The organism is Campylobacter sp. FU_497 (assembly GCF_025772425.1).
GTDB classification, from domain to species: Bacteria; Campylobacterota; Campylobacteria; order Campylobacterales; family Campylobacteraceae; genus Campylobacter_D; species Campylobacter_D lari_C.
On the sequence record NZ_JAKMSC010000031.1, the window covers coordinates 1 to 2765 of the forward strand.

2 protein-coding genes and 2 pseudogenes are annotated in these 2765 nt (G+C 26.0%); 1 reads left to right on the forward strand and 3 read right to left on the reverse strand.

Annotated elements, in window-relative coordinates; all coding sequences use genetic code 11:
- Window positions 1-282: 282 nt before the first annotated feature.
- Both L8W68_RS08110 and L8W68_RS08115 read right to left on the reverse strand, forming a co-directional pair.
- Entirely contained in the window at window positions 283-765 is a 483-nt protein-coding gene (locus L8W68_RS08110) for a virion morphogenesis protein (protein ID WP_263675747.1), read from the reverse strand.
- Between the two features lie 3 nt (window positions 766-768).
- Window positions 769-1020: pseudogene (locus tag L8W68_RS08115) on the reverse strand (hypothetical protein); the annotation flags it as partial.
- Here L8W68_RS08115 and L8W68_RS08120 point away from each other — a divergent pair.
- Window positions 1015-1326, forward strand: a pseudogene (locus tag L8W68_RS08120) (hypothetical protein); the annotation flags it as partial. The pseudogenes L8W68_RS08115 and L8W68_RS08120 sit on opposite strands and share 6 nt — an antisense overlap.
- Window positions 1327-1511: 185 nt before the next feature.
- Here the strand turns inward: L8W68_RS08120 and L8W68_RS08125 are convergent.
- Entirely contained in the window at window positions 1512-2579 is a 1068-nt protein-coding gene (locus L8W68_RS08125) for a tyrosine-type recombinase/integrase (protein WP_263675749.1), read from the reverse strand.
- Between the last annotated feature and the right edge of the window lie 186 nt (window positions 2580-2765).

The window sequence follows — 2765 nt, forward strand, 5'->3', positions numbered from 1 at the left end:
TTCTGATTTTTATTATACAAAATATTTACCATATATTATCAAAATTATTTTTTATTTTTATACCAAATACACATTCTAACGTCTCAAAGTTTTTTAAAATACTTAAAAAAATGAGGCTTTGAATGCTAGATAAAATAAAATTTGCATGCTAGTTTTTAGAAATTTGTTTATAGTGTTCATAACAAATTCCTTTTAAAATAAAATTTAATTAGCTAGCTTCTAAAAAGAAGGTTATAATGCTTTTGCTAGTTTTTAGAAAGGAGAGCTTATAGCTTTCCTATTTTAGTTTTTGCTAATTTTTTTAATGAAATCTTTGGTATCTTCATAAATTGTTTCTCTTGCACTTTTATGTAAAACATTGTTATTATCTATTGGTAAAAAAGCTCTTGCTGGTATATATTTGCTACCATATTGATGAGTAAGTCCATATTTAAAACCTTTCTTACTTTGTATATTATTAAAAACTTCTACACTATTTTTACTAACTTTACTTTGCCAATTCGTTTTTTTGCTTAACTCACTATCTCTTTTTAAAATACCATTATTTTTTCCTTCTTTAATTTTTTGTTTTATTGTTGCTGGTTTTAAACCTTGCCATTTTTGCCCAAAAATACTACGCTCATTTTTAAAAGAATCTATGATAGTATTTCTCATACTTTCTCCAACACCTGCTAAAATGCTTTGCCCATGTTTATCCATATCTATTAATTTATCACAAGCCTTAAAAAAGTTTTCAAGTCCTTTAATCTCTATATAATCGCTCATAAATTACCCATAAATAGTAGTATTGATTTTATTTTGCTCTTGTTTTCTTAAAGCATCAAATATGCTTTTTTGTATAGCAGTAGCAAACTCTTGCATATTAAAATTACCATCTTTTGTGGCTATATTAAAAGTACCATTAATACTTACATTGATATTGCCGTTATTAAAGCTTGGAGTAGAATTAATTGGTATTTGTTTGATGCTTTTTGTTTCTAAAATTTCATTTGTTTGTGGTAATTCATCCCTATAAGTATTAATAAAGATGTTGCAGAAAGCAGAAGAAAACTTGCATTAGAAATGGAACAAAAAATACAAGAAAGACATCCTAAAGCTTATGGTTTAATTGCTGGTATCATTCAGTTTTTAAAAGATAATTATGATGTAAGTCTTTTTGAAAATCAATGTATTAAGTATTATGAAGACGCTAAGAAACTAAAAACCATTAAATCTAGGCAAAAAAGAATTGATTGTATAAATGATTTAACAAAAGAAGCTGAAATAAATCCTAAAATTGATAAAAAAATTATTGATTTTTGGAAAAATAAAGTAAAAGAAATATAATAATTACATTTTAAGTTTAAGCTTTGTGGAAAATTAAAATTACACCAAAAAGTGTATTTTTATTTTTCTAAGGTGTATTTTTATTTTTCCGCCGACAAAAATATAAGGATTAATTTTACTAGCATAATTATTTATTTGCATGATATATCCTTTCTTTAAGGATATATCGGATTTTTTATAAAAATTTATATTCTATCGTGAAGTTTTTTAGCTACTTCTGCGGCTAATTTTAGCTTTTCATTATCAAAGTGTGTGTAAATTCTTGAAGTATTTAAGCTTGCATGGCCTAGTGCTTCTTGGACTAAAACTAAATCTTTTTGTTTTTTATAAAGTAGGGTGGCAAAAGTGTGTCTTAACATATGAGCTCCGTTTTTTTGCTTGCGAATTCCTGCTTTAAATAAAATTTGTTCTACTATACGCGAAACATAAGCTTGGGTTAGGGCTTTGCCATTGCGATTGACAAATAAAAGTCCATCACAAGAAAGATAATTTACCCTTACATCTTTTAAAAGATGTTCTATAAGCTCTTTTTTAATCATCACAACGCGGTATTTATTACCTTTAGCTCTAATGCGTATAATATAAAGATCATTTTCTTCGCTAATATCTTTTAATTTTATATTAATAGCTTCACTAACCCTAATTCCTGTAAAAATGATGATTTTAATAATCAAACGATTGCGTATAGTATTACTTTTAAAATCTGTATTATCAATAGCATCTAAAAATTTACTCACTTCATCTTCGCTCATATACTCAGGTAGCTTAACTCCCTTAGAACCACTTATACCCGCCCAATTTTTAAGATTAATATCAAAAATGTGCGCCTTTTGATCTTCTTCATTTTGTTTATCTAAAAATGCAAAAAAATTAATCACAGCTATGCGATAATTTTTTTTACTCGCATCAGATAAAGAAGCACTAATACTTGCTAAAATTTCCACTAAAAGCTCTTCATCAATTTGTTTTAGTGAATAAAGCTTATAAAATAACAAATAATCATAAAGTTTTTTCAAAGGATTAAAATACGTATTTACACCGCTAAGTCCTGCATTTCTTGCTTTTTTTACATAAGCATCAAGCTCTTGTATATTTTTAACACCCTTACTTAAGGCTAAATTTACTACAGCCAAAGCTTGAGGGTCTTTTAATTCCTTATTTGATAAAGAATTAAGCTTAAATTTCACATATCTACAAAGCCAAAATAAAAATGACTTTTCAAAATTTTCTTCACAATCTAAAGGATATTTCATTTTTAGTCTCCAAAACTTCTAAAACAGCTTAAAAAATTATAAAAAAATCTTACTTAAAAAATATCAAGCTATAATTATAAAAAAACAAAATAGGGTGATGATATGTTTTTTAAGAAAAAAACTACGCAAAAGCAAGTAAATCAAAGTAATACCTCAAAACAAAATAATACTTCAAACAATGACTTT